This is a genomic window from Microbacterium aurantiacum, from assembly GCF_002872075.1.
Classification (GTDB): domain Bacteria; phylum Actinomycetota; class Actinomycetes; order Actinomycetales; family Microbacteriaceae; genus Microbacterium; species Microbacterium aurantiacum_A.
On the sequence record NZ_PGGU01000007.1, the window covers coordinates 90,597 to 114,075 of the forward strand.

Consider the following 23,479-nt stretch of genomic DNA (forward strand, 5'->3'; position numbering starts at 1 on the left):
ATCGGCGTGTCAGGATGCGCGCCGGAGAACACGAACGGGAACCTCGTGTTCGACGGCCGTGCCACCATCGCGTTCGACACGGAAGACGGGACGATCGGGTCGCTCAGCGATCGCCTCGTGAAGGGTGCCGTCACGCACGACGATCGCCGCGTAGTCGTCGACCGCGTATCCATCGGGCAGAGCGCCGATGCCGACCCAGTCCAGATACTTCTCCCGCCGATCGGGCTCACCGAGGTAGTGCGGGCACGCACTCCCCTCGACGAAGCCGAGTCCATCGGTCAGTGGTGCCAGCGAACCGAACGAATCCGTCGAAGACGCCTCGAACCAGCAGTTCATTCCTGCGCTGATGCCGGCCAGCACCGTCCCACTGCTCGCGGCGTCACGCAACAGCCCGGTCAGGCCGTGCAGACGCCAGAGCGCGAGAAGGTTCGCCGTCGAACCGCCGCCCACGTACACCAGATCCTGGTCGAGCAGCATCCGCGGGTCGGAATAGCCCCACGGATCCCGGCCGTACAGCGACAGCACGGACGTCTCAGCGCGTCCCGCGAAGGCTGTCTCGAAACGCCTGCTGTATGAGTCCGAGTCCCCGCTGGCGGTCGGTATGAAGCAGACGCGGGGGTTCGCCGCCCCGGTCAGATCGAGAAGGTGGTCATCGATGAGCGAGCTGCCGTCGTCCGACATCGAGAACCCGCCGCCTCCGAGGGCGACGACGGTACCGATCACGCGCTCTTGCGCTTGCGCTCCATGATGATCGTCGGCGGCGCACCCTCGTCGACCGCGGCTTTGGTGACGATGACCTTGGCCACGTCGTCGGCCGACGGGATCTCGAACATGATCGGGCCGAGAACGTCTTCGAGGATCGCGCGGAGTCCGCGGGCGCCCGTCTTGCGATCGACCGCGAGGTCGGCGATCGACCGAAGCGCCTCCTCATCGAACTCCAGCTGCACGCCGTCGAGCTCGAACATGCGCTGGTACTGCTTCACGAGCGCGTTGCGCGGACCGGTGAGGATCTCCATCAGCGCCTCCTGATCCAGCGGCGACACGTTCGTGACCACCGGCAGGCGGCCGATGAACTCCGGAATGAGCCCGAACTTGTGCAGATCCTCCGGCAGCACCTCGCTGAAGAGGTCGAGGTCCTTGGTCTTGTCGTGCAGCGGGGCGCCGAAGCCGATGCCGTGCTTGCCGACGCGAGCCGACACGATGTCCTCGAGCCCGGCGAAGGCGCCAGCGACGATGAACAGCACGTTGGTCGTGTCGATCTGCAGGAACTCCTGATGCGGGTGCTTGCGGCCACCCTGCGGCGGAACCGAGGCGACCGTGCCCTCGATGATCTTCAGCAGCGCCTGCTGCACGCCTTCTCCGGACACATCGCGCGTGATGGAGGGGTTCTCCGCCTTGCGGGCGATCTTGTCGACCTCGTCGATGTAGATGATGCCCTGCTCGGCGCGCTTCACGTCGTAGTCGGCGGCCTGGATCAGCTTGAGCAGGATGTTCTCGACGTCTTCACCGACGTACCCCGCCTCGGTGAGGGCGGTGGCATCGGCGACGGCGAACGGCACGTTCAGACGCTTCGCGAGAGTCTGTGCGAGGTACGTCTTTCCGCAACCCGTCGGTCCGATCAGCAGGATGTTGCTCTTCGCGATCTCGACCTCTTCGGCCTTCTGCTCCGCCGTCTGCAGAGTGCCGTGCGCGCGGACGCGCTTGTAGTGGTTGTACACCGCGACCGAAAGAGCGCGCTTTGCCGGATCCTGTCCGACGACGTACTCCTCGAGGAAGGCGAAGATCTCACGCGGCTTGGGCAGATCGAATTCCGCCGTGCCCTCGGCGGACGACTCCGCCATCCGCTCCTCGATGATCTCGTTGCACAGCTCGACGCATTCGTCGCAGATGTACACACCGGGGCCAGCGATGAGCTGCTGCACCTGCTTCTGGCTCTTTCCGCAGAACGAGCACTTGAACAGGTCAGCGCTTTCACCGATACGGGCCATGCGCGTCCTCCTAGGGGGGATCCAGAGATCGTCATCTGAGCCTAACCGCTGCAACGGACACTGGGCCGCATTGGCGCGGGGCCGCTCGCCCATGGCGAACGGCCCCGCATCGGATCAGGTTGCGATCAGACCATGCTCTTCGTGTGCCACACCGTCTTGATCTCGGTGAACGCCGAGATCCGCTCCGGCGACGCCGTGACCTCGCCCGGCGCGAGAACGCGCTTCAGCGTGTCGGCGGCGGCGATCTGCAGGTCGACCCAGTCGAGGTCGCCGGCGCCGGCGAGGTCGAGCGCGTTGACGTCCTGATGGGAGGCCAGCCAGGGCGTCATCTCAGCCGGCGAGCCGGTGAGGACGTTGACGACTCCCCCGGGCACGTCGCTCGTCGCGAGCACCTCCGCCAGGCTGATCGCCGAGAGCGGGTAGCGCTCGCTGGCGATCGCGACGACCGTGTTGCCTGCGACCAGTGCCGGAGCCACGACCGAGACGAGTCCCAGCAGAGCCGAATCCTGCGGGGCGACGATGGCCACCACGCCCGTCGGCTCCGGCACCGAGATGTTGAAGTACGGACCGGCGACCGGGTTCGCGTTGCCGGCGAGCTGGGCGTGCTTGTCGCACCAGCCCGCGTACCAGACCCAGAGGTCGATCGCCTCGTCGACCTGCGCTCCGGCCGCGGCGAAGGACACGCCCTCCTGAGCCATGATCTCGTCGACGAACTGCGCCCGGCGCCCCTCGAGCACCTCGGCGACGCGGTAGAGCACCTGCCCGCGGTTGTAGGCGGTCGCACCGGACCAGCCCTTCACCGCAGCGCGGGCGGCCACGACGGCATCCCGAGCATCCTTCCGCGATCCCTGCGCGGCATTCGCGAGGAATGCGCCCTTCGCCGAGAGCACCTCGTAGGTGCGGCCGGATTCGCTCCGAGGGAACGCCCCGCCGATGGCGAGCTTGTACGTCTTCGGCACGGTCAGTCGCTTGCTCATGCTGCAGACCCCTTCAGGTAGGCGGTGAGTCCCTGGCGTCCGCCCTCGCGGCCGTAACCGGACTCCTTGTAACCGCCGAACGGGCTCGACGGATCGAAACGATTGAAGGTGTTCGCCCAGATCACACCCGCGCGCAACCGGTCCGCGACCGCGAGGATGCGGGATCCCTTGTCCGACCAGATGCCGGCGGAGAGCCCGTACGGCGTGTTGTTCGCCTTCGCGATGGCCTCGGCAGGTGTGCGGAAGGTCAGCACCGAGAGCACCGGCCCGAACACCTCGTCGCGCGCGATGCGGTGCGAGGCCTCGACACCGGTGAAGATGGTCGGAGCGAACCAGAATCCCTTGTCCGGGATGACGCAGTCCGCCGTCCAGCGCTCCGCCCCTTCCGCCTCGCCGATGTCGCTGAGTTCGCGGATGCGGGCCAGCTGGGCGGCGGAGTTGATCGCCCCGATGTCTGTGTTCTTGTCCAGCGGGTCGCCGAGACGCAGGGTCGAGAGGCGGTTCTTCAGCCGGTCGATGACCTCGTCGTGGATCGACTCCTGCACGAGCAGGCGGCTGCCGGCGCAGCAGACGTGTCCCTGATTGAAGAAGATGCCGTTGACGATCCCCTCGACGGCCTGGTCGATGGGAGCGTCGTCGAAGACGATGTTCGCAGCCTTGCCGCCGAGTTCCAGAGTGAGCTTCTTGTTCGTGCCGGCGACGGCGCGTGCGATGTCGCGGCCGACGCCGGTGGAACCGGTGAATGCCACCTTGTCGACATCGGGATGCCGGACGAGGGATGCTCCGGTCGAACCCGCGCCGGTGATGATGTTCACCACCCCGGCCGGGAGGTCGGCCTGCTGCAGGATCTCGGCGAAGATGAGCGCCGTCAGCGGCGTCGTCTCCGCAGGCTTCAGCACCACCGTGTTGCCGGCGGCGAGGGCCGGAGCCAGCTTCCAGGCCAGCATCAGCAGGGGGAAGTTCCACGGGATGATCTGACCGGCGACGCCGAGCGAACGCGGGTTCGCGCCGAGGCCGGCGTGATCGAGCTTGTCGGCCCAGCCCGCGTAATAGAAGAACCAGGCGGCGACGAGCGGCACGTCGACGTCGCGACTCTCCTTGATCGGCTTGCCGTTGTCGAGGCTCTCCGCGACGGCGAGTTCGCGGGCGCGCTCCTGCACGAGGCGGGCGATGCGGAAGAGGTACTTGCCGCGATCGCGGCCGCTCATCTTCGACCACGTCTTCTCGTAGGCGCGTCGCGCTGCGGCGACGGCACGGTCGACGTCTTCATCGCTCGCCGCGGAGACCTCGGCGATGCGTGATTCGTCGGCCGGCGAGATCGTGACGAAGCTCTTGCCGGAGCCGTCGACGAACTCCCCGTCGATGAACAGCCCATAGCTGTCCTTGAGGTTCAGAACCGCCTTGGATTCCGGCGCGGGGGCATATTCCAGAAATGACATGTGCTTGTCCCTGTCAGTCGATCGTGACGTAGTCGGGGCCGGAGTAGTGGCCGGTGGTGAGCTTCTGGCGCTGCAGGAGCACATCGTTGAGCAGGCTGGAGGCGCCGAAACGGAACAGGTGCGGCTGCAGCCAGTCCTCGCCCACCGTCTCGGCGACCGTGACGAGATACTTGATCGCGTCCTTCGACGAGCGGATACCACCGGCCGGCTTCACGCCGATCTTCTCCCCCGTCGCCTGGTGCCAGTCGCGGACGGTTTCCAGCATGAGCAGCGTCGTGGGCAGGGTCGCGGCCGGTTGCACCTTGCCGGTCGAGGTCTTGATGAAGTCGCCGCCGGCGAGGATGCCGAGCCACGACGCCCTCTTGATGTTGTCGTAGGTGTTGAGTTCACCGGTCTCCAGGATGACCTTCAGCGAGGCGTAGCTGCCATCCGCGCGGCGACAGGCCTCCTTCACCCGGGCGATCTGGTCGAAGACGAGGCCGTAGCGGCCGGAGAGGAACGCGCCGCGATCGATCACCATGTCGATCTCGTCGGCACCGGCGGCGACCGCGTCCGCCGTGTCGGCGAGCTTGATCTCGAGGGAGGAGCGTCCGCTCGGGAATGCGGTGGCGACGGCGGCGACCGAGATCAGTCCGTCATCGGGATCGCCGTGCAGAGCGCCGAGCGCAGTGACCGCATCGCCGACCATGTCGCCGTAGACGCAGACGGCCGCGACCTTCGGGCACGTCGGGTCGGCGGCATCCGGGTTCTTCGCCTTGGCGACGAGCGAGCGCACCTTGCCCGGCGTGTCCGATCCTTCCAGCGTGGTGAGGTCGATCAGCTTGATGATCGTGTCCAGCGCCCATGCCTTCGACGTCGTCTTGATGGAGCGGGTGCCGAGGCCGGCCGCGCGCTGCTCAAGGCCCACCGCATCCACCCCGGGGAGGCCGTGCAGGAACCGCCGGAGCGTCGCGTCGTCGGGCTCACCGCCCAGCACGTCTACCGCGGTTCTGCGGCTCAATTCCTTGGTCGTCACTGTTCCTCCAACAATGCTCGGGCTGTGGTCTCATCGGTCACCAGAACGCTGCACAGGCCGCTGGTCACGACTGTACGCGCGATGTCATGTTTCGCGGGGCCCGCGGTGACGAAGATCGCCGTCTTCGCCGCACGGAGGCGTCCGAGTTCGACTCCGACGGTACGGGCGTCCAGCTGCGGATCGACGATGTTGCCGTCGGCGTCCACGTAGCGCCCGAGCACGTCGCCGACGGCGCCGCGCCTGGCGAGCTCCTCGACGTCCTGGACGCTGAGGTAGCCGTTGTCGACATGCGCCGAAGTGGCGTCGCAGGGGCCCGCGGTGAACAGGAACGCCTGAGCGTGAGCCGCCTCCTCCAGAACGGCGGCGACGGTCCGATCGGCCTCGATCGCCAGCTTCGTCTCCACCCGTTCCAGGATGGCCGGGCTCGGCAAGAGGGAGACGTGCCCGGACGCGCGCTGCGCGATCGTTCCTGCGAGGCCCGCGGCTCCGCCGGAGCGGCGGTTCAGGCTCACGCCGCCGTTGAGCTGGACCACGGTGACGCCGTGCGCCCAGCCGTCGGTGAGCGCCTCGGCGACCGCTCGGAGCGTTCGGCCCCAGCTCACGCCGAGGGTGCGCGGCACCGGTCGAAGGGTCGTCAGGAAATCGGCTGCGGCCTGCGCGACGCGCTCGAGAGTGCTCTCCTCACCGGAGGGCGACGGCACGACGACCGCCTCGGTGAGACCGAACCGCTCGACGAGCACACGCTCGAGTCCGAGGCGGCGAGCCCGAGGATGCACGATCTCGATGCGGACGATGCCGCGCTCGCGCGCCTGCGTGAGTAGGCGGCCGACCTTCCACCGTGAGATCTTGAGAAGGGAGCCGATCTCGTCCTGCGTCTTGTCCTCGTCGTACGAGAGTTCGGCGACTCTGACCATGAGCAATTCGTCGTCCACAGCATCCTCCTTCTCCTCCAGCGTAGGCGCTCTGCCCCATCCGCGCACGTCTCTGCTCATATGAGCAAGTCGGGTCGAGCCTACGCGCATTCGCGCTGAACGCACTGTCGAAGTCGCCGGCAGAGAATCCCTCCCGCGGGCATGCGAAAGGGCGGCCCGGATGACCGGGCCGCCCTTCCAGCGAGGTACTACGAGCGCTTGCGCGTGGTGAGCACCTGGTCGACGATTCCGTACTCGAGCGCCTGAGCGGCCGAGAGGATGTTGTCGCGGTCGATGTCGCGGTTGACCTGCTCGACGGGCTTGCCCGTGTGCGCGGCCATCGTCTCCTCGAGCCAGGTGCGCATGCGGAGGATCTCCGCCGCCTGGATCTCGATGTCGGACGCCTGTCCCTGTCCTGCCTCGCCCATCGCGGGCTGGTGGATCAGCACACGGGCGTTCGGCAGCGCGAGACGCTTGCCGGGGGCACCGGCCGCGAGCAGCACGGCCGCCGCGGAGGCGGCCTGGCCGAGCACGACAGTCTGGATCTGCGGCGCGACGTACTGCATCGTGTCGTAGATCGCGGTCATCGCGGTGAACGAGCCACCGGGCGAGTTGATGTACATCGTGATGTCGCGCTCGGCATCCTGGCTCTCCAGGACGAGCAGCTGGGCCATCACGTCGTCGGCGGAGGCGTCGTCGACCTGCACGCCCAGGAAGATCACGCGATCTTCGAAGAGCTTGTTGTACGGGTCCTGGCGCTTGAAGCCGTAGGCGGTGCGCTCCTCGAACTGCGGGAGCACGTAGCGGCTGGAAGGCAGATTTCCTGCGGATTGGAAGGTCGGGGTGTACATGTGTGTCCTCTCGAATCCGTTATTCTGCGGCGTCCGCAGTGCCGCCGCCGCCGGTCACATCGCTCGCGTGCTCGCGGATGTGGTCGACGAAGCCGTACTCGAGAGCCTCGTCCGCCGTGAACCAGCGGTCGCGGTCGCCGTCGGCGTTGATCTGATCGACCGTCTTGCCGGTCTGCGCCGCCGTGATCTCGGCGAGGCGCTTCTTCATCGAGAGGATGAGCTGCGCCTGGGTCTGGATGTCGCTGGACGTGCCGCCGAAGCCGCCGTGCGGCTGGTGCAGCAGCACGCGTGCGTTCGGGGTGATGTAGCGCTTGCCCTTGGTGCCGCTGGTGAGCAGCAGCTGCCCCATGGATGCCGCCATGCCGATGCCGACGGTGACGATGTCGTTCGGCACGAACTGCATCGTGTCGTAGATCGCCATGCCGGCGGTGATCGAGCCACCGGGCGAGTTGATGTAGAGGTAGATGTCCTTCTCTGAGTCTTCTGCGGCGAGAAGAAGGATCTTCGCGCAGATCTCATTGGCGTTCGAGTCGCGCACCTCTGAGCCCAGCCAGATGATGCGGTCCTTCAGCAGCCTGTCGAAGACACTCGTCGCGACGAGGGGTTCTGCAGCCATGTCAGCTCCTGTTTCCGTGTTTCGGTGATTCGAATCTACCGGCGACAACGCGGCGCCCCGGCCGTGTTCGCCGTCGGCATATCAGCGTGGCGGGGCCGCGAGTTCCCGGGCGTACGCCGTCATCGATCGGTGATAGCGCGGCAGGTGCGGCACCAGCGCGAGCAGCGCGACGGACAGGCCTTCGGTCGGTCTGCCGCTGCTGGCCAACACGAGTGCGTGCATCGCGGCGATGGCGTCCCCGTACGGCGAATCCTTCGCGTTGTCCTGCTCCGCGGTGATCAGCGCGAGCGCCTCTTCGTTCTCACCGAGATTGCGCAGTGAGCTCGCCAGCTGGATCACGGCCTGCGGTCGGTGCTCTTCGTCGAGGCCGAGTTCGAGAGCGCGGCGGTACAGTGCCACGGCCTCTTCGGGTCGCCCGGCCGAGTCGCGTGCACCGGCCCGCTCGAACTCCGCCCTGGCGTCATCCGTTCCGCGCTCGGCCGCCAGAGCGTCGATCCGTTCGATGACCTCGTCGTCGACCGCTCCGCCGGCGGCATCGGCCCAGACCGCGTCGATCCGTTCTTCCCAGCTCGTCATCGCATCCTCCTCCTCGGATGAGAAAGGGGCGGATGCCGCAGCATCCGCCCCTTCACGTCGATCGCGTCGCGATCACTCGGCCTTGTCGGCCGCCTTCTTGGCCGGAGCCTTCTTGGCAGCGGGCTTCTTCGCGGCGGGCTTCTTCGCAGCGGGCTCGACCTCGGCGGCGTCGGCGGCGTCGTCCGCCTCCTTCGCGGGGGCCTTCTTCGCGGCGGGCTTCTTGGCCGGAGCCTTCTTGGCCGGCTTCTCGTCGGCCTCGGCGGCTTCCTGCTCGTCGTCGACGCCGATGAAGCCGGTGAGGTCGACGGGCTTGCCGTTCGTGTCGACGACCTTCACCTTGCCGAGTGCGATCGCCAGGGCCTTGTTGCGCGCGACCTCTCCGACGAGGGCCGGAAGCTGGTTCGAGGACTGCAGCGCCTCGACGAACTCCTGCGGCGCCATGCCGTACTGCGCGGCCGACTGGATCAGGTACTGGCTGAGCTCGTCCTGCGAGACCTGCACGTCGGCCTGCTCGGCGATCGTGTCGAGGAGGACCTGGGTGCGGAACTGCTTCTCGCTGGCCTCGGTCACCTCGGCGCGGTGCTCGTCGTCTTCGAGGCGGCCTTCGCCTTCGAGGTGGTTGTGCACCTCGTCCTCGATGAGCTTCGGCGGAACCGGGATCTCGATCTGCTCGAGCAGCGTCTCGACGAGCTTGTCGCGCGCCGCGGAACCCTGCGCGAACACGCCCTGCTGGGCGACGGTCTCGGCGAGGCTCGCACGAAGTTCGGCGATGGTGTCGAACTCGCTGGCGATCTGCGCGAAGTCGTCGTCGGCCTCGGGAAGCTCGCGCTCCTTGACGGCCTTGACGGTGACGGAGACCTCAGCCTCGGCACCGGCGTGGTCGCCACCGACGAGAGCCGAGCGGAACGTCGTGTCCTCACCGGCGGTGAGCGACTCGATAGCGTCGTCGATGCCCTCGAGCAGTTCGCCCGAGCCGACCTCGTACGAGACGCCTTCGGCGCGGTCGATCTCGGCGCCGTCGATCGCGGCGACGAGGTCGAGCTCGACGAAGTCGCCCTTCGCGGCGGGACGGTCGACCGGGATGAGCGTGCCGAAGCGGGCGCGCAGACGGTCGAGCTCCTCGTCGAGGGCGGACTCGTCGGTCTCGACGGCGTCGACGGTCACGGTGATGCCGTCGTAGGAGGGCAGTTCGATGTCGGGACGGACGTCGACCTCGATGTCGACGAGCAGGTCGCCGGAGAAGTCCTTCTCGTTCGGCCACTCGATGATCTCGGCGGCCGGACGGCCGACCACGCGGAGCTTGTGCTCGGCGGTGGCAGCGCGGAAGAACTGGTCGAGGCCCTCGTTGACGGCGTGCTCGATGACTGCGCCACGGCCGATGCGCTGGTCGATGATCGGAGCGGGGACCTTGCCCTTGCGGAAGCCGGGGATCTGGACATCCTGAGCGATGTGCTCATAGGCGTGAGCGATGCTCGGCTTGAGGTCGTCCGGGGTGACCGTGATGCTGAGCTTGACCCGGGTCGGGGTCAGCTTCTCGACGGTGCTGTTCGCCATGCTGGTTCGTTCTCCTTGTCATTTCCGCGCTGAATCGCGGCTGTGAGGCATGTGGAAGTCGTGTCGGGGCGACAGGAGTTGAACCTGCGACCTCCCGCTCCCAAAGCGGGCGCTCTACCAAGCTGAGCTACGCCCCGGGGAATCCGCGCGCGGATTCGGCCTCATGAAGTCTAACGGACGAGAGCACCCATGACAGTCCGCTATGATCGAAGAGTCCGGTAGGCGTCATTCGATGACGTTTTTCGGGGCTGTAGCTTAGTGGTAAAGCCTCTGTCTTCCAAACAGATGATGCGAGTTCGATTCTCGTCAGCCCCTCGTTCCCAGAAGGCCCCGCTTCGGCGGGGCCTTCTGCATTTCCGCCGGATTAGACTCGTGTCCACGACCGCACCGTGGTGCGGAGGCAGGAGACGAACAGCGTGAGCCACCCCTATCCGGTCGGCGGGCACGAGCTCCCGCCGCAGATCTCCGGTTCGGCCACTCCGCCGCCGGTTGCGCCGCGGAAGAAGCACACCGGCGCGATTCTCGCATCTCTCGCCGCCCTCGCGGCTGTCGTGACCATCGCCGGGGTGCAGCTCTCCGCCCATACCGGATACGACAGCGCCCAAGAGGCCTACCGGGATTCCGTCTCTGCGGCCGCAGTCTCCGCGGAGGAGCTCAGGGCCGAGGTCGGCACGCTTCGGGCGACGACGGATGCAGCCGCACTCATCCTCGAGAACAACAGCGGCACCCTGCTCGACGCGACGTCGTCGGAATCACTCGGTTCCGCTGTCTCTGAAGGCCAGGCCACGGCATCCGCGGCGGAAGACGCCCTCTCCGTGTCCCTTCCGGAGACCGGCCAGAAGCCGTTCTGGTTCTGGGAGCTGTTCGGGGAGACGCAACACCTCGACGAGCATCGCGAACGCGCCGATGAGCACGCCGAGAATCTCGAGGATCTGGGCGATGACGCCGGCACGGTTGCGACGAGCGTGAACGACTCCGGCGTCACCGCACTCGCGAGCGCCGCGAGCAGCGCCTCCACGCTCGAAGCGGCGCACGTCTCGGCGCGGAACCTCGACGTGATCGCCCTGCGCGATGCTGCCGAGGACGTTTCGTCCACGACCTCGATCGACGCCTACGCCGCCGACGCGTTCATCGCGCTGGAGTCGGCGGCGATGCAGGTCGTCGCCTCGGCACAGGCGGAGATCGCCGAGAAGGCGGGGCCGCTGCAGGGCACGCGTCTCGAAGTGGAGGCGTTCGCCCGGAGCCTGGCGCCCGGCGTGCTGCTCGAGTTCGACTGGTCCCAGATCGTGAACGGCTTCGGACTCGACGGCGGAATGGGCGGCTACACGACCTGGTGGTACGACGATCCCGGCTACGCGACGATCGAGCTGTCGGACTCCGTCGCCGAGCAGTGGCCGTCCGCGATGAGTCAGGCCCTGGTAGCCCACGAGGTCGGCCACGCGATCAGCGTGAAGTGCGCCGACATGTACGACGACTCCACTCAGGACAGCATCGAGAAGTGGGCGACGGGCTGGGCCATCAGCATGGGCTTCACGGACGATGCCAACGGCGTGTGGGCATACGGCTATCCCCCGCAGTCGTACATCGACGCGGCTGCCGGGTGCCGTTGACCGCAGACGAAGAAACCGCCACGACTCTGTCGTGGCGGTTTCCTCATCGGAGCGTGGGTCACTGACCTCGGCGCTCGCGGAGCTGGGTGAGGGCGTCTTCCAGGAGCTGGACGGCTTCCTCGTCGGTACGACGTTCCTTCACGTAGGCGAGGTGCGTCTTGTACGGCTCGGGCTTGGCGAGGGCAGGAGGGTTCTCCTTGTCCCGGCCGGCGGGAAGACCCGACTGCGGGTGGTCGATGGTCTCGGGGATCTCCTCATCCGGGAGACCGGCGGCGAAGTAGCGGACCGTCTCGTTGCCGAGTCCGTCCCAGTACGACACCGCGATGCGGTCGGCGTGGTAGCCGTGGTCCTGCTCGCCCATCGGGCCGGAGCCGACACGCGTGCCGCGAATGGCGTTGCCACCGGTAGCCATCAGATCACCTCGAACTTCGTGATGAGCCCCAGCGCGACGATGGCGACGAACCACACCAGCGCCAGGACCACAGTGAAGCGATTGAGGTTCCGCTCCGCGAGACCGGACGAGCCGACCGCCGACGACATTCCTCCACCGAACATGTCGGACAGGCCGCCACCGCGGCCCTTGTGAAGGAGGATGAGGAGGGTCAGCAGGACGCTGGTGATACCCAGCACGACCTGCAGGACGAACTCGAGAATTGCCACGAAGAAGAGCCTTTCGCCAGGGCAGAATTGCCCCCGTAACGGTCAAGTATACGGTGTGACGGGGCCGCAGCCCCGTCACACTCACACGCCGACGTGCTTCTGGAAACGGATGATCGCCGCGAATTCGTCGACGACGAGGCTCGCGCCGCCGACGAGAGCGCCGTCCACATCGGGCTCGCGCATGAAGCTGGCGATGTTCGACGACTTCACAGAGCCCCCGTACAGGATGCGGGTGCGAGCAGCCGCATCATCGCCCAGGACCTTCGCGATCACGCCGCGCAGAGCGGCGCAGACGTCCTGCGCTTGCTGCGGCGTCGCTGCCTGACCCGAGCCGATGGCCCAGACCGGCTCGTACGCCACGACGATGTCGGCATCCTTCGCCACGCCCTGGAGCGCGACCTCGAGCTGACCGGCGGGAACCGCGCTGGCACCGAACTTCTCGAGATCCTCCGCGGTCTCACCCACGCAGATCACGGGGACCACCGCGTGCTTCAGTGCGGCCTGCACCTTCGATGCGACGACCTCATCGGACTCGGCGTGGTACTCACGACGCTCCGAGTGGCCGATGATCACGTACTTCGCGTCGAGCTTGGCGAGGAAGGCCCCCGACACCTCCCCGGTGTACGCACCGGAGTCGTGCGCCGAGATGTCCTGCGCACCGAGCGCGAACGGGATCTTGTCGGCGTCGATCAGGGTCTGCACGCTGCGGATGTCCGTGAAGGGCGGGAAGACCGCGACCTCGACCGAACCGTCTTCGTGCTTGGCGTCCTTCAGTGTCCAGTGCAGCTTCTGCACGAACGCGACCGCCTGCAGGTGGTCGAGATTCATCTTCCAGTTTCCCGCGATCAGCGGGATCCGATTGTTCATGCCCATCCGAGCACCTCCAGGCCGGGTAGTTTCTTGCCCTCGAGGAACTCGAGGCTGGCGCCTCCACCCGTCGAGATGTGACCGAACTGGTCATCATCGAATCCGAGCTGACGTACGGCTGCTGCGGAGTCGCCCCCGCCGACGACACTGAGGCCGTCGACCTCGGTGAGCGCCTGAGCGACCGTCTTGGTCCCGGCAGCGAAGGCCGGGAACTCGAACACACCCATCGGGCCGTTCCAGAACACGGTCTTCGAGCTGCGGATGACCTCGGCGAAGCGTGCAGCCGTCTCGGGTCCGATGTCCAGACCGATTCCGGACGCGCCGAACGCCGTGGCCTCGATGGAGTCCGCCGCAGCGATCTCATGCGCGGCATCCGCCGAGAAGGATGCAGCCACGACCACGTCGGTCGGGAGCACGATCTCGACGCCGCGCTGCTCGGCCTCGGCGAGGTAGCCGCGGACGGTGTCGAGCTGGTCCTCTTCGAGGAGGCTGGCCGCGACGGGATGACCCTGCGCCTTGAGGAACGTGAACAACATGCCGCCGCCGACGAGGATCCGGTCGACCCTCGGAAGCAGGTGTGAGATCACGCCGAGCTTGTCACTGACCTTCGAACCGCCGAGCACGACCGCATAGGGCCGCTCCGGGGTCTCGGTGAGACGGTCGAGCACATCGAGCTCTGCGGCGATGAGCAAGCCGGCCGAGGACGGCAGGAGCTCGGCGAGCTCGTACACGCTGGCCTGCTTGCGGTGCACGACGCCGAAGCCGTCGGACACCAGCGCGTCGCCGAGCTCTGCGAGCTGAGCAGCGAAGGCCTGACGCGTCACGTCGTCCTTCGCCGTCTCACCCGGGTTGAAGCGCAGGTTCTCGATGACGACGACGCCGCCGTCCTCCAGGGACTCGACGGCATCGTGCGCGGACTCCCCCACCGTGTCACGTGCGAACGCCACCGGCTTGCCGAGCAGCTCGGACAGTCGCTGAGCGACGGGCTCCAGGCTGTACTGCGGGTCGGGCGCCCCATCAGGGCGACCGAGGTGGGAGCACACGATCACGCGTGCTCCGGCGTTGATGAGGGCGTTCAGGGTCGGCAGCGAAGCGCGCACACGACCATCGTCCGTGATGACCCCGTCCCGCAGGGGGACGTTGAGGTCACAACGGACGATGACGCGCTTGCCTTCGAGCGAACCCAGTGAGTCCAGGGTGCGCAGAGTCATGCGAAGCTCAAAGACGCTCTGCGACGTACTCGGTCAGGTCGACGAGACGGTTGGAGTAGCCCCACTCGTTGTCGTACCAGCTCGAGACCTTGACCAGGTTGCCGCTGACGTTGGTCAGCGTCGAGTCGAAGATCGACGAGTGCGCGTTGTGCACGATGTCGGTCGAGACGATGTCGTCGGCGTTGTACTGCAGGTAGCCGGCGAGGCGACCCTCGTCGGCGGCCTTCTTGTACGCGGCGTTGATCTCGTCGACGGTGAGGTCCTCGCGCTCGGTGATCAGCGTGAGGTCGACGATCGAGCCGACCGGAACCGGAACGCGGTACGAAGAGCCGCTGAGCTTTCCGTTGAGCTCCGGCAGGACCGTTCCGATGGCCTTCGCCGCGCCGGTGGATGCCGGGACGATGTTGATGGCGGCGGCGCGTGCGCGGCGCAGGTCGCCGTGCGGGCCGTCCTGGAGGTTCTGGTCGGCGGTGTAGGCGTGCGCGGTCATCATGAAGCCGCGGACGATGCCGAACTCGTCGTTGAAGACCTTCGCGAGGGGCGCGAGGCAGTTGGTGGTGCAGGATGCGTTGGAGATGATGTGATCCGTCTCCGGGTTGTACGTCTCCTCGTTCACGCCCATGACGATGGTGCGGTCGTCGCCCGTTGCGGGAGCGGAGATGAGAACCTTCTTCGCGCCGGCCTCGATGTGCTTCTTGGCGAGTTCCGCCTTGGTGAAGAAGCCGGTCGACTCGATGACGATGTCGACACCCAGCTCGCCCCACGGGAGGTTGGCGGGGTCGCGCTCGGCGAACGCCTTGATGACCTTGCCGTTGACCGTGATGCTGGCCTCGTCGTAGCTGATCTCCGCGTCGAGGACCCCGGCGGAGGAGTCGTACTTCAGCAGGTGTGCCAGGGTCTTGTTGTCGGTGAGGTCGTTAACCGCGACGATTTCGATGTCCGCGCCCTGCGCGAGAGCCGCGCGGAAGTAGTTGCGTCCGATGCGGCCGAAGCCGTTGATACCGATCTTGACAGACACTAAGGTCTCCTGATTTCTCGAGCGCTCACGCGCGGTTTCAACTAGAGAAGCATGGACAACGGCGTCCCGACGGGCGGTTGGCCCGTCGGGGCGCCCGTCTTGATTACGACAGTACCAGCAGGCCTGCGGTCTTCTCGCGGGCTGTTACGAAGCGCTGAGCGACGTTCTCCCAGTTGGCGATGTTCCACGCGGCCTTGACGTAGTCGGCCTTCACGTTCAGGTAGTCGAGGTAGAAGGCGTGCTCCCACATGTCGAGCTGGAAGATCGGCACGGTGCCCTGAGCGGTGTTCGACTGCTGATCGAACAGCTGCTGGATGATCAGGCGCTGGCCGATCGAGTCCCAGCTGAGCACGGACCAGCCGGAGCCCTGGATGCCCATCGCGGTGGCGGTGAAGTGCGCCTGGAACTTCTCGAACGAGCCGAAGAACTCGTCGATGGCGGCCTTCAGCTCGCCCTCGGGCTGCCCGCCGCCGTTCGGCGACAGGTTCGTCCAGAAGATCGAGTGGTTGACGTGGCCGCCGAGGTTGAACGCGAGGTCCTTCTCCAGCTTGTTGACGTTCGCGAGATTGCCGCTCTCGCGTGCTTCTGCGAGTCCGTCGAGCGCGGCGTTCGCGCCGGCGACGTAGGCCGCGTGGTGCTTGTCATGGTGGAGTTCCATGATCTTCCCGCTGATGTGCGGCTCAAGGGCTGCGAAGTCGTAGGGGAGGTCGGGGAGCGTGTAGGTTGCCATATCGCTTTCATCCAATCCGCGCCGCGCCGCGGCGCTTGCCGATCCTCCGCGCCACCGAAGTGCGGCGTGGAGCAGACGTTATTCATCCTAGTGACGAGAACGCCGGTGCGGTCCGGATCCTTCCGGCTGTGACGGGCTCAGACGTCCAGACCCGCGGGCACCGCGGCCTCGGTGCCCGGGATGCCCTCCTGCTGCGCGCGCTTGTCGGCGGTGGCGAGCAGGCGGCGGATGCGGCCGGCGACGGCGTCCTTGGTCAGCGGCGGATCCGCATGGTGGCCGAGCTCGTCGAGGCTCGCGTCGCGGTGCGCGAGGCGCAGTGCGCCGGCGAGACGGAGATGATCGGGCACGTCATCGCCGAGGATCTCGAGGGCGCGCTCCACGCGCGCACAGGCGGCGACGGCGGCCTGTGCCGATCGCCGGAGGTTCGCATCATCGAAGTTGACCAGTCGGTTGACCCCGGCACGCACCTCGCGACGCTGACGGAGTTCCTCCCATGCCACGGCCGTTCGCTGGGCGCCCATCTCGTTGAGGATCGTGCGGATGGCCTCGCCCTCGCGCACGACGACGCGCGGCATCCCGCGCACTTCACGCGCCTTGGCTGCAACGCCGAGCCGGTGGGCGGCGCCGACGAGCGCCATGGCCGCCTCGGACGAGGGGCAGGCGACTTCGAGCATGGCCGAACGACCGGGTTCGCTGAGCGTTCCGGCAGCGAGGAAGGCACCCCGCCAGAGGCCGGCGACCTCTTCGCGGGAGCCGGTGGTGAGGCGGTTGGGCAGGCCGCGCACGGGGCGCCGGCGCTGGTCGAGGAGTCCGGTCTGCCGGGCCAGGGTCTCCCCTGCGCCGATGACGCGGACGGCCCATCGGGCACCCTCGTTGGCTGTGCTCGACTGCACCTGTGCGATCTCGGGGCGCACACCGTAGATCTCGGCGAGGTCCCGCGCGACGCGGCGCGCGAGAGTCTCGGCATCCACTTCCGCCTCGACCGCGACGCGACCCGCGATGGAGTGCAGTCCACCGGCGAACCGGAGAATGGCGGTCACCTCCGCGACACGCACCGTGGGGGGTGCATTGCGGATGCTGACCAGCTCAGCCTTGACGTCGGTGGTTAGTGCCACGAGACTCCTCATACGCTCACGCGCCGGATCGCGGCGCAAACGTCCAGCTTACTCGGCCGAGCGCCCTGCTACTCCCGTCCGAGATCCCGGTGACGGACGTTGACGGCCACCCCGGGGATCGCTGAGAGCCGGCGCGCCAGCTCCTCTGACATCGCCACGGAGCGGTGTTTGCCGCCGGTGCAGCCGATCGCGATCGTCGAGTGGCTCTTGTTCTCGCGCTGATACCCCTCGAGCACCGGCGACAGCGCCGCGGCATAGGCGTCGAGGAACTCCGTGGCCCCCTCACGGGAGAGGACGTAGTCCCTCACCTGTGCGTCCTGACCGGTGAGCCCTCGGAGTTCTTCGTTCCAGAACGGGTTCGGCAGGAACCGCATGTCGGCGACGAGGTCGACGTCGGTCGGGAGCCCGTACTTGAACCCGAAGCTGAGCAGCGTGACGCGGTGCCGGGCAGCGCCCTCCTCGGAGAACATCTGAGACACCTGCGTGGCCAGCTGGTGGATGTTCAGGTTCGACGTGTCGATGATCAGGTCGGCCGCCTCGCGGATGGGCGCGAGCTTGGTGCGCTCGATCCGGATGCCGTCGAGGAGCGTGCCATCCCCCTGCAGCGGCTGCGGGCGCCGGACGGACTCGAATCTCCGGACCAGGACGTCGTCGGAGGCGTCGAGGAACAGCACCCTGACGGAACCGCGATCGCGAAGAGCCATCGCCACACCGGGAAAGTCGTCGAAGAGGTTGCGGCCGCGCACATCGACGACGGCCGCGACCTTCGGGAGTGCGCCGCCACCCATGTCGGTGAGATCGAGCAGCGGGCGGAGTATCTGCGGTGGGAGGTTGTCGACGACGTACCAGCCCAGGTCCTCCAGAGCGTTTGCGACGGTCGTGCGGCCCGCGCCCGACATGCCCGTGACGATGAGGAACTCGCCCTTGTCCTCGTCTGCCATGCTGCTCCTTCTCCGTGTACCCGCAAGCCTAGCGAGTGGAGAGATGCGTATGGATGTTCTGGGCAAGGACCGGGCCGATACCCGGCACTTCTTCGATCTCCCCCGGCTGCGCCGCGCGCAGGGCGGTGACCGAGCCGAAGTGCTTCAGCAGGGTCTTGATGCGCGATGCACCGAGCCCCGGCACCTCGGTGAGCACGGTGGAGATGTCGCGCTTGCGTTTCCTGCGCTGATGGACGATCGCGAAGCGGTGCGCCTCATCGCGCAGTCGTTGCAGCAGGTACAGCGACTCGCTCGTCCGCGGCAGGATCACCGGGAAGTCCTCTCCCGGCAGCCAGATCTCCTCGAGGCGCTTGGCGATGCCGCACACCGCGATCTCGGTGTGGCCGGCGTCGCGGAGGGCTCGTGCCGCCGCTTCGACCTGCGGCTTTCCGCCGTCGACGAGCAGAAGCTGCGGCGGATAGGCGAACCGCGGCTTCTTCTTCGCCTGGATCACCGCGTCCGCCGACAGTTCGTTTGCGTCCTCCGCGAGTGCGATCTCGGGGCCCGCCTCCAGTTCCGGCCGGTCGAGATACGCGAGTCGGCGTCGGAGGACCTGGTACATCGAGTCGGTGTCGTCGGTCGTCTCGGCGATGTTGAAGGACCGGTACTGGTCCTTCCGCGGAAGCCCGTCTTCGAACACGACCATGGAAGCCACGACGTTGGTGCCGCCGAGGTGCGAGATGTCGAAGCACTCGATCCGCAGTGGCGCCTCTTCCAGCTCCAGCGCCTCCTGCAGATCGGTGAGCGCCTGGGTGCGGGCGATGTAGTCGCTGGTGCGACGGGTCTTGTGCCTGATCAGAGCCTGCTGCGCGTTCAGCGTCGCGTTGCGCATCAGATCTGCCCGCTGGCCGCGTTGGGCGACGGCGATCTCGACCTTCTTCCCGCGACGCTCGCGCAGCCACAGCTCCAGTTCGAGCGCATCATCGGGAAGCGAGGGCACCAGGATGCGGCGGGGCACATCGGCCGCTTCGCCGTATGCCCGCTGCAGCACCTGATCCACGAGCTCGGCGGTGGTGATGTCGATCTCCTTCTCGATCGTCATCGCCCTCACTCCGCGCACGCGGCCGCCGCGGATCACGAACTGCTGAACGGCGGCTGCCAGCTCATCCTCGGCGATGCCGAACAGGTCCGCATCCTCGTCGGCGGCGAGCACCAGCGCGCTCTTGCCCAGCACCGCTTCGATCGCGGAGAGCTTGTCCCGGTACTTCGCGGCCGCCTCGTAGTCCATGGCCGCTGATGCCGCCTGCATCCGCTTCGTGAGTTCCTTGGTGAAGCGTTCGTCTCCGCCCGCCATGAAGGCGACAAAATCGTCGACCATGGCGCGGTGCTCTTCGATCGTCACGGTCATCGAGCAGGGTCCGCCGCACTTGCCGATCTGACCGGGGAAGCACGGACGCCCGGTCTGCATCGCGCGCTTGTAGCTGGCGTCGCTGCACGTGCGGATCGGGAATGCCTTGACCATGAGGTCGATGGTGTCGTGCACCGCCCACACCTTCGGATAGGGACCGAAGTACCGAGCGCCGGGGATGCGATGGTTGCGGGTGACGATCACCCGAGGCGCCTCGTCGCCGAGGGTCACCGCCATGAACGGGTAGGACTTGTCATCCTTGTAGCGGACGTTGAACGGCGGATCGAACTCCTTGATCCACATGTACTCCAGCTGCAGGGAGTCGACGTCGGTGGGGACCACCGTCCATTCCACGGATGCCGCGGTGGTGACCATCCGCCGGGTGCGCTCGTGCAGCGTGCGCAGCGGCGCGAAGTAGTTCGAGAGCCGCTGACGCAGGTTCTTCGCCTTGCCGACGTAGAGCACCCGACCCTCGGCGTCGCGGAATCGGTACACGCCGGGGTCGGTGGGGATCTCCCCCGCCCGCGGCTTGTAGGGCAGGACGTCGGCCATCAGCTGGCCTTCCGCGCGGAGCGCCCTTCCCCGAGGATCTCGGCGAGGAACTGCCCGGTGTGGCTCTCCTCGACGCGTGCGATCTGCTCCGGGGTGCCGGTGGCGAGGATCTCGCCGCCGCCGGAGCCACCCTCCGGTCCGAGGTCGATCACCCAGTCCGCCGACTTGATGACGTCGAGGTTGTGCTCGATGACGATGACCGTGTTGCCCTTGTCGACGAGGCCGTTCAGCACCTCCAGGAGCTTGCGGACGTCTTCGAAGTGCAGGCCGGTCGTCGGCTCGTCGAGCACGTAGATGCTGCGGCCGTTGCTGCGGCGCTGGAGCTCGGTGGCCAGCTTCACGCGCTGCGCCTCGCCACCGGAGAGAGTCGTCGCCGACTGTCCGAGGCGGACGTAGCCGAGCCCGACGTCGACGAGAGTCTTCATGTAGCGGTGGATCGCCTGGATCGGCTCGAAGAAGTCAGCCGCCTCCTCGATCGGCATCTCGAGGACCTCGGCGATGTTCTTGCCCTTGTAGTGCACCGCGAGGGTGTCGCGGTTGTAGCGCTTGCCGTGGCAGACCTCGCAGTCGACGTAGACGTCGGGCAGGAAGTTCATCTCGATCTTGATCGTGCCGTCGCCGGAGCACGCCTCGCAGCGGCCGCCCTTGACGTTGAAGCTGAAGCGTCCGGGCAGGTAGCCGCGCACCTTCGCCTCCGGAGTCTCGCTGAAGAGGGTGCGGATGCGGTCGAACACACCGGTGTACGTGGCCGGGTTCGACCGAGGAGTGCGGCCGATCGGAGCCTGGTCGACGTGCACGACCTTGTCGAGGTTGTCGAGTCCCGTGACCCGGGTGTGCTTGCCAGCGAGGGTGCGGGCGCCGTTGAGCCTGGATGCGAGCACCCGGTACAGGATGTCGTTCACCAGAGAGGACTTGCCCGAGCCGCTCACACCGGTGACGGCGGTGAGCACGCCGAGCGGGAAGTCGGCGGTGACGTTCTTGAGGTTGTTCGCCCTGGCCCCGACGACGCTCAGCAGCCGCTTCCTGTCGATCTTGCGCCGCTTCTTCGGCATCGGGATGGAACGGCGTCCGGTGAGGTAGTCGCCGGTCATCGAGTTCTCATCGCTGAGGAGAGCGGAGTATGGACCGGAGTGGACCACTTCGCCTCCGTTGACGCCGGCCCCGGGTCCGATGTCGACGACCCAGTCGGCCGCCTCGATGGTCTCCTCGTCGTGCTCGACGACGATGAGGGTGTTGCCGAGGTCGCGCAGCTTCAGCAGCGTGTCGATGAGACGGCGGTTGTCGCGCTGGTGAAGGCCGATCGACGGCTCGTCGAGCACGTACAGCACACCGGTGAGGCCGGAGCCGATCTGGGTGGCCAGGCGGATGCGCTGCGCCTCGCCGCCGGAGAGCGAGCCGGCGGAGCGGCTGAGGTTGAGGTACGACAGACCGACCTGCAGCAGGAAGTCCAGACGGAGACGGATCTCACGGAGCACCTGGGCGGCGATCTGCGCCTCGCGCGAGGTGAGGACGAGCTTCTCCATGAATTCGCGCGCATCGGCGAGACTCAGGTGCGACACCTCGGCGATGGAGTGTCCGTGCACCTGAACGGCGAGGACCTCCGGCTTGAGCCTGTTGCCGTCGCAGACCGGGCACGGCACCTCGCGCAGGTACTCTGCCCAGCGGTTGCGCTGGTTGTCGGATTCCGCCTGCAGGTACTGCCGTTCGATGTAGGGGACGACGCCCTCGAAACCGGATGCGTAGCGCATCTCCCGCCCGTAGCGGTTCTTCCACTTGACGGTCACCTTGTAGTTCTCGCCGCGCAGGATCGCGTCCTGCACGTCGGAGTGCAGCTTCCGCCAGGGGGTGTCCAGCGAGAAGTCGAGGTCGTTGGAAAGCCCCTCGAGCAGCCGCTCGTAGTACTGGAAGAGACCCTTGCCCTGAGTCGTCCACGGGATGATGACGCCCTCACGGATGGAGAGGTCCTCATCGCCCAGCATGAGGTCGACATCGACGGACATCCGGGTGCCGAGGCCGGAGCAGGACGGGCACGCGCCGAACGGCGCGTTGAACGAGAAGGTGCGAGGTTCGATCTCGGTCAGCGTGAGCGCGTGGCCGTTCGGGCACGCCAGCTTCTCGGAGAAGGTCTGCCACGCATCTTCTCCCTCGCCGTCGACGAAGTTGACCTGCACGACGCCGCCGGCGAGGCCCAGCGCGGTCTCGACGGAGTCGGTGACACGGCCGAGGATGTCGTCGGAAGCCACGAGCCGGTCGACGACCACGGCGATGTCGTGCTTGTAGCTCTTCTTCAGCGTGGGCGGTTCGGCGAGCTGGATGAGCTCGCCGTCGACGATCGCACGCGAGTAGCCCTTGGCGCCGAGCTCGCGGAACAGGTCGACGAACTCGCCCTTCTTCTGCGAGACGATCGGGGCGACGATCTGATACCGGGTGCGCTCGGGCAGCTCCATGAGCTGGTCGGCGATCTGCTGCACGGTCTGGCGCTGGATCCTCTCGCCGCACTCCGGGCAGTGCGGGATGCCGATGCGTGCCCAGAGCAGACGCATGTAGTCGTAGATCTCGGTGATCGTGCCGACCGTCGAGCGCGGATTGCGGTTCGTGGACTTCTGGTCGATCGACACCGCCGGGCTCAGGCCTTCGATGAAATCGACATCCGGACGGTCGACCTGACCGAGGAACTGGCGCGCGTACGCGCTCAGCGACTCGACATAGCGGCGCTGCCCCTCGGCGAAGATCGTGTCGAAGGCGAGGCTGGACTTGCCGGAGCCGGACAGGCCGGTGAACACGACGAGCGAGTCACGGGGGATGTCGATGTCGACGTTCTTGAGATTGTGGACTCGGGCGCCGCGAACGCTGAGTTTTCCTGGGGTGGCAACGGGGACAATAGGCACCGAACAAGTCTACGAGGGGCCACAGACATTGGCTCCGACAGCGAGTCAGGTTCGCGACGAGCGGAGCGTGATCAGCGGCCCGCGGAGAGTGATCAGCCGTTCGAGGTGCGACCGGCGAACCTCGCGACGCCGTCACGGAGCGCCGCCACTTCGCCGACGTCCATCCCCACTGCGGCCATCACCTGACGTGGGACCTCGAGCGCCCGTTCCCGGAGAGCGCGTCCGGCGTCGGTGAGCGTGATGTCGAGGCGGCGCTCGTCGCCGGCGCTGCGCTGACGGGCGACGAGCCCCTCCTTCTCGAGCCGCTTCACGAGCGGCGACGCGGTGGCTGGTTCGAGGGCAAGATCCGCGGCGAGGTCGTTCAGTGTGCGCGGGGCGCGTTCCCAGAGCGCCAGCATCACCAGGTACTGCGGATGCGTCAGCCCGAGCGGCTCCAGGATCGGCCGATAGATCGCGACGACATTGCGCGCGGCAGTCACGAGGGCGAAGCAGAGCTGGTTCTCGAGGCGGAGAAGATCGTCGGCTGCTGTCACAGAATGATCCTACATCGCCCTAATAGTTAGTACACTAAGA

The 23,479-nt window shown here is 67.0% G+C and carries 22 protein-coding genes and 2 tRNA genes; 2 read left to right on the forward strand and 22 right to left on the reverse strand.

Annotated features, from left to right (window positions below):
- Nucleotides 1–9: 9 nt before the first annotated feature.
- From CUR96_RS07345 to CUR96_RS07395, 11 genes are all read right to left on the reverse strand, one after another.
- Nucleotides 10–723: a peptidase E gene (locus tag CUR96_RS07345; RefSeq protein WP_102192654.1), complete on the reverse strand. Its 714-nt coding sequence runs from the start codon at nt 721–723 to the stop codon at nt 10–12.
- Nucleotides 720–1,988, reverse strand: coding sequence for an ATP-dependent Clp protease ATP-binding subunit ClpX (clpX, locus tag CUR96_RS07350; RefSeq protein WP_102192655.1), 1,269 nt, complete (start codon nt 1,986–1,988; stop codon nt 720–722). The genes CUR96_RS07345 and clpX overlap by 4 nt, the downstream gene beginning before the upstream one ends.
- A 125-nt stretch (nt 1,989–2,113) precedes the next feature.
- A complete protein-coding gene (locus CUR96_RS07355) occupies nt 2,114–2,965 on the reverse strand; it encodes an aldehyde dehydrogenase family protein (protein ID WP_102192656.1) in 852 nt (283 codons plus the stop codon).
- Nucleotides 2,962–4,404, reverse strand: a complete 1,443-nt coding sequence (locus tag CUR96_RS07360) for an aldehyde dehydrogenase family protein (RefSeq protein ID WP_102192657.1) — start codon at nt 4,402–4,404, stop codon at nt 2,962–2,964. The genes CUR96_RS07355 and CUR96_RS07360 overlap by 4 nt, the downstream gene beginning before the upstream one ends.
- Nucleotides 4,405–4,417: 13 nt before the next feature.
- Nucleotides 4,418–5,419 carry a deoxyribose-phosphate aldolase gene (gene deoC / locus CUR96_RS07365; protein ID WP_102192658.1) on the reverse strand — a complete coding sequence of 334 codons (1,002 nt, stop codon included), beginning with the start codon at nt 5,417–5,419 and terminating at the stop codon, nt 4,418–4,420.
- Nucleotides 5,416–6,351, reverse strand: a complete 936-nt coding sequence (locus CUR96_RS07370; RefSeq protein WP_102192659.1) for a sugar-binding transcriptional regulator — start codon at nt 6,349–6,351, stop codon at nt 5,416–5,418. The genes deoC and CUR96_RS07370 overlap by 4 nt, the downstream gene beginning before the upstream one ends.
- Nucleotides 6,352–6,539: 188 nt before the next feature.
- On the reverse strand, nt 6,540–7,181 hold the full coding sequence (locus CUR96_RS07375; protein ID WP_102192660.1) for an ATP-dependent Clp protease proteolytic subunit: 642 nt from the start codon (nt 7,179–7,181) through the stop codon (nt 6,540–6,542).
- Nucleotides 7,182–7,200: 19 nt separating this feature from the next.
- Nucleotides 7,201–7,797, reverse strand: coding sequence for an ATP-dependent Clp protease proteolytic subunit (locus tag CUR96_RS07380; protein ID WP_102192661.1), 597 nt, complete (start codon nt 7,795–7,797; stop codon nt 7,201–7,203).
- 81 nt (nt 7,798–7,878) lie between these two features.
- Nucleotides 7,879–8,373 (reverse strand): tetratricopeptide repeat protein, encoded by a 495-nt coding sequence (locus CUR96_RS07385; protein ID WP_102192662.1) that lies wholly within the window; start codon nt 8,371–8,373, stop codon nt 7,879–7,881.
- A gap of 72 nt (nt 8,374–8,445) precedes the next feature.
- Complete coding sequence (gene tig / locus CUR96_RS07390; protein ID WP_102192663.1) at nt 8,446–9,927, reverse strand: trigger factor; 1,482 nt, start codon at nt 9,925–9,927, stop codon at nt 8,446–8,448.
- Between the two features lie 63 nt (nt 9,928–9,990).
- A tRNA-Pro gene (locus CUR96_RS07395) sits at nt 9,991–10,064 on the reverse strand.
- A 107-nt stretch (nt 10,065–10,171) separates the two neighbouring features.
- Between CUR96_RS07395 and CUR96_RS07400 the strand changes: the two genes are divergently transcribed.
- A tRNA-Gly gene (locus tag CUR96_RS07400) sits at nt 10,172–10,242 on the forward strand.
- A 101-nt stretch (nt 10,243–10,343) separates the two neighbouring features.
- Entirely contained in the window at nt 10,344–11,537 is a 1,194-nt protein-coding gene (locus tag CUR96_RS07405; protein ID WP_102192664.1) for a hypothetical protein, read from the forward strand.
- A gap of 58 nt (nt 11,538–11,595) precedes the next feature.
- Here CUR96_RS07405 and CUR96_RS07410 read toward each other — a convergent pair whose 3' ends face one another.
- From CUR96_RS07410 to CUR96_RS07460, 11 genes are all read right to left on the reverse strand, one after another.
- On the reverse strand, nt 11,596–11,949 hold the full coding sequence (locus CUR96_RS07410) for an RNA polymerase-binding protein RbpA (protein ID WP_102192665.1): 354 nt from the start codon (nt 11,947–11,949) through the stop codon (nt 11,596–11,598).
- On the reverse strand, nt 11,949–12,197 hold the full coding sequence (gene secG, locus CUR96_RS07415) for a preprotein translocase subunit SecG (protein WP_102192666.1): 249 nt from the start codon (nt 12,195–12,197) through the stop codon (nt 11,949–11,951). The genes CUR96_RS07410 and secG overlap by 1 nt, the downstream gene beginning before the upstream one ends.
- 81 nt (nt 12,198–12,278) lie before the next feature.
- Nucleotides 12,279–13,070, reverse strand: a complete 792-nt coding sequence (gene tpiA, locus CUR96_RS07420; protein ID WP_102192667.1) for a triose-phosphate isomerase — start codon at nt 13,068–13,070, stop codon at nt 12,279–12,281.
- Complete coding sequence (locus tag CUR96_RS07425) at nt 13,061–14,275, reverse strand: phosphoglycerate kinase (protein WP_102192668.1); 1,215 nt, start codon at nt 14,273–14,275, stop codon at nt 13,061–13,063. The genes tpiA and CUR96_RS07425 overlap by 10 nt, the downstream gene beginning before the upstream one ends.
- 7 nt (nt 14,276–14,282) lie before the next feature.
- Complete coding sequence (gap, locus tag CUR96_RS07430) at nt 14,283–15,293, reverse strand: type I glyceraldehyde-3-phosphate dehydrogenase (RefSeq protein WP_102192669.1); 1,011 nt, start codon at nt 15,291–15,293, stop codon at nt 14,283–14,285.
- A gap of 103 nt (nt 15,294–15,396) precedes the next feature.
- Nucleotides 15,397–16,023, reverse strand: a complete 627-nt coding sequence (locus CUR96_RS07435; protein ID WP_102192670.1) for a superoxide dismutase — start codon at nt 16,021–16,023, stop codon at nt 15,397–15,399.
- A gap of 137 nt (nt 16,024–16,160) precedes the next feature.
- The gene (gene whiA, locus CUR96_RS07440) at nt 16,161–17,138 is read right to left on the reverse strand and encodes a DNA-binding protein WhiA (protein ID WP_102192671.1); all 978 of its coding nucleotides are present in this window, start codon (nt 17,136–17,138) and stop codon (nt 16,161–16,163) included.
- A gap of 68 nt (nt 17,139–17,206) precedes the next feature.
- On the reverse strand, nt 17,207–18,079 hold the full coding sequence (gene rapZ / locus CUR96_RS07445; protein ID WP_102192672.1) for an RNase adapter RapZ: 873 nt from the start codon (nt 18,077–18,079) through the stop codon (nt 17,207–17,209).
- A 28-nt stretch (nt 18,080–18,107) separates the two neighbouring features.
- Nucleotides 18,108–20,018, reverse strand: coding sequence for an excinuclease ABC subunit UvrC (uvrC, locus tag CUR96_RS07450; RefSeq protein ID WP_102192673.1), 1,911 nt, complete (start codon nt 20,016–20,018; stop codon nt 18,108–18,110).
- The gene (gene uvrA, locus CUR96_RS07455) at nt 20,018–22,906 is read right to left on the reverse strand and encodes an excinuclease ABC subunit UvrA (RefSeq protein ID WP_102192674.1); all 2,889 of its coding nucleotides are present in this window, start codon (nt 22,904–22,906) and stop codon (nt 20,018–20,020) included. Before uvrA ends, uvrC begins: the two co-directional genes overlap by 1 nt.
- A 92-nt stretch (nt 22,907–22,998) precedes the next feature.
- Nucleotides 22,999–23,439, reverse strand: coding sequence for a MarR family winged helix-turn-helix transcriptional regulator (locus tag CUR96_RS07460; protein ID WP_102192675.1), 441 nt, complete (start codon nt 23,437–23,439; stop codon nt 22,999–23,001).
- Nucleotides 23,440–23,479: the final 40 nt, after the last annotated feature.

Excerpts from the sequence above, each read along its gene's own strand:
- clpX (WP_102192655.1), bottom strand. The coding sequence starts at position 1,988 with ATGGCCCGTATCGGTGAAAGCGCTGACCTGTTCAAGTGCTCGTTCTGC.
- CUR96_RS07355 (WP_102192656.1), bottom strand. The coding sequence starts at position 2,965 with ATGAGCAAGCGACTGACCGTGCCGAAGACGTACAAGCTCGCCATCGGC.
- CUR96_RS07360 (WP_102192657.1), bottom strand. The coding sequence starts at position 4,404 with ATGTCATTTCTGGAATATGCCCCCGCGCCGGAATCCAAGGCGGTTCTG.
- CUR96_RS07375 (WP_102192660.1), bottom strand. The coding sequence starts at position 7,181 with ATGTACACCCCGACCTTCCAATCCGCAGGAAATCTGCCTTCCAGCCGC.
- CUR96_RS07380 (WP_102192661.1), bottom strand. The coding sequence starts at position 7,797 with ATGGCTGCAGAACCCCTCGTCGCGACGAGTGTCTTCGACAGGCTGCTG.
- CUR96_RS07385 (WP_102192662.1), bottom strand. The coding sequence starts at position 8,373 with ATGACGAGCTGGGAAGAACGGATCGACGCGGTCTGGGCCGATGCCGCC.
- tig (WP_102192663.1), bottom strand. The coding sequence starts at position 9,927 with ATGGCGAACAGCACCGTCGAGAAGCTGACCCCGACCCGGGTCAAGCTC.
- CUR96_RS07410 (WP_102192665.1), bottom strand. The coding sequence starts at position 11,949 with ATGGCTACCGGTGGCAACGCCATTCGCGGCACGCGTGTCGGCTCCGGC.
- tpiA (WP_102192667.1), bottom strand. The coding sequence starts at position 13,070 with ATGGGCATGAACAATCGGATCCCGCTGATCGCGGGAAACTGGAAGATG.
- CUR96_RS07425 (WP_102192668.1), bottom strand. The coding sequence starts at position 14,275 with ATGACTCTGCGCACCCTGGACTCACTGGGTTCGCTCGAAGGCAAGCGC.
- CUR96_RS07435 (WP_102192670.1), bottom strand. The coding sequence starts at position 16,023 with ATGGCAACCTACACGCTCCCCGACCTCCCCTACGACTTCGCAGCCCTT.
- rapZ (WP_102192672.1), bottom strand. The coding sequence starts at position 18,079 with ATGGCAGACGAGGACAAGGGCGAGTTCCTCATCGTCACGGGCATGTCG.
- uvrC (WP_102192673.1), bottom strand. The coding sequence starts at position 20,018 with ATGGCCGACGTCCTGCCCTACAAGCCGCGGGCGGGGGAGATCCCCACC.